Origin of the sequence: Burkholderia sp. Bp8986 (assembly GCF_003854225.1) — a bacterium.
Lineage (GTDB): Bacteria > Pseudomonadota > Gammaproteobacteria > Burkholderiales > Burkholderiaceae > Burkholderia.
The window spans coordinates 1-2328 of the sequence record NZ_QTQM01000126.1 but is presented as its reverse complement, the minus strand read 5'-3'; the positions used below and the strand labels follow the sequence as shown (position 1 = coordinate 2328).

At 51.9% G+C, this 2328-nt stretch carries 1 protein-coding gene and 1 pseudogene; one reads left to right on the top strand and one right to left on the bottom strand.

All coding sequences use genetic code 11. The features are described 5' to 3' along the window. Positions 1 to 235 precede the first annotated feature (235 nt). Positions 236 to 976: a response regulator gene (locus DID99_RS36370; protein WP_124668706.1), complete on the bottom strand. Its 741-nt coding sequence runs from the start codon at positions 974 to 976 to the stop codon at positions 236 to 238. A gap of 809 nt (positions 977 to 1785) precedes the next feature. Here DID99_RS36370 and DID99_RS36365 point away from each other — a divergent pair. Beyond that, positions 1786 to 2249, top strand: a pseudogene (locus DID99_RS36365) (Tn3 family transposase); the annotation flags it as partial. Positions 2250 to 2328: the final 79 nt, after the last annotated feature.

Below are 2328 nucleotides of genomic sequence, written 5' to 3'. Positions count from 1 at the left end.
CGCCATGCTGCGTGACGGCACCATTTACCAACCCAAGTCAGCCCCTAACGCTTGACGAAACACATAGGGGCACCCCCCACCGACAGCTTTAAAAGCCAGGCTGTAGTCCCGCTGCGTCCGCCCGCCCCCTTGTTCCAATCGGCAACTCTTCGTCTCGACGAAAAGTGTCAAGCCACCTCAGAATTGATCAAGCACGCTTAAAATCTCCCGCGCAAGTCCCGAAATGAAACACCAATCATTCATCAATCAAACCAAGGCGCCTCGCCCATTTTGACAGATCCGCCGCATTATGCGCCTCAAGTTTCTGCATCATATTCATTCTGTGCGACTCAACAGTCTTGAAACTAATCGCAAGTTTATCAGCTATTTCCCTATTTTTTTCGCCTTCAGCAATCAATTTCAAAATCTGCCGCTCTCTCGACGTCAGCCGCCCCCTAGCATCTTCACGATGCCCCCTTGCGGCGTTCTGACACAAAGCGAGAACTTCGGACATATTGAGATGTCCATCAATATAATTACGGTTTTGTTGTATTGCGTTCAACGCCTCCAGAATCGCGCCGAAATTACTGTGCTTGAGCACATATCCACTCGCGCCCGCATTGAGAGCTGTAGCTGCTCGCGCCTCCGAAACTAGACCTGACAAGACCAATACTCGTATTCCCGTCCACCTACGTTTTATATGGGCAATAACCTCCAAACCATCCAATGACTGCAGAATCAGATCCATTATAACGATATCTGGCAAAATTTTTCTACACATTTCTAAAGCAATTCGTCCATCCCCTGTGTCTGCAACTATATCGATAGAAATATGACGCTGCAGCACCTCCCTTAGGCACTCGCGCACGATTATATGTTCATCCGCGATAATTATTTTCAGTGGCCGCGAAAATACAGCCGGCGCACCCTTCGCACTCGCCTCAGCGCAAGAATATCGATTGATGCCATTCGAATATGACCACGCCATCTCATCCATCACATCTCCGAGTCAAAGTGATAATATTTCGAATACTTCTCTCCCTCAGCAATTCGAATGCAGATGTGATTTAATTGCGCCACCTCCGACGCCGATCGAAGTTGACACAGGTGTTTATATTTCCCAAAAAATGAGATGGAAATTGCGAAAGACTGTCGAGCTGCCTTTAGAGTGATTGCTCGCAACATCGGACTATGCCGATAGGATCGAACGAGTCGGGTATTGCCCTGTGTCGCGGCATTTGTGTGAAACCCCACAGCGCTCTAAGGGACAGTCGGAACGCATCCGTGGAACCCAACCAAGGTTGGATTAATGTACCCCTGTACACAGACAGTCGCTCGAGCTGCGACTCGCAGCCGAAAATACGTGAAAGTGCGGACTCCTCATCCATATCATTACGTGCCCCTCGAATGTTGCAGGTGGCCAATCGACGCCTCTTGCCTCTATCCCTCCACGTCTTTTCGGTAAAATCACAGACGCAGCCCCATTTCCTGTCCGGAGTACGCTGCGCGTGTTTCGCGTATTCCCGCCCCTGCTATCAGATTTGTAATGCCGCCCACAATTGTTTACAAAGCGGAAAGCATGCCACCCCCACCCAACAGCGACAAATGCCGTCTGATACCATCTCGAAGCCCGTTTTCTTACGAAATACAGCGAAAAACGTAATATTTATTACGCTTTGAAGGCATACGTAACGTTACGTTCGACTGTTGTTACGGCACTTCACCGGGAACATGCGTTACATCAGTCACCATCGAACGCATCTCGCAAGTACCTGGTTAAGACACCGAGGTTCGTGAAGTGCCGGTGATCAAGCGCAAGCGATCAATGAACGATCCCTCATGCTGCCGCGCGTGAAAATCACCGAATTGCTGATGGAGGTCGACGCGTGGACAGGCTTCACTTGCCACTTCGCGCATCTGAAGACCGGCGAAACCTCGAAGGACCAGATGTTGCTGCTTACGACGATCCTTGCCGACGCGCCCGATCTTGGCCCCACGAAGATGGCCGAGGCGTGTCCAGGCACGACTATGCGAAGTTGTCGTGGCTACAGGAGTGGCATATCCGCGACGAGACATACTCGCAAGCGCTTGCCGAGCTGCTCAACGCGCAGTACGTTCACCCGTTCGCCACGCATTGGGGCGATGGCACCTCATCGTCTTCGGACGGGCAGCGCTTTCGTGCCGGCGGCCGCGCCGAGACTACCGGACACATCAACCCGAAGGACGGCACCGAGCCGGGGCGGATGTTCTATACGCATATTTCCGATCAGTAGTCGGCCCTGAACAATTCGTTTTGCTCGGCAAACGAGTTCACGCTGCCGACGGCGTAGCGGTTTCGAAGCCAAGCAA

Bases quoted from the DNA above. Each gene is read 5' to 3' on its own strand.
- DID99_RS36370 (WP_124668706.1), bottom strand. From the start codon at position 976: ATGGATGAGATGGCGTGGTCATATTCGAATGGCATCAATCGATATTCT.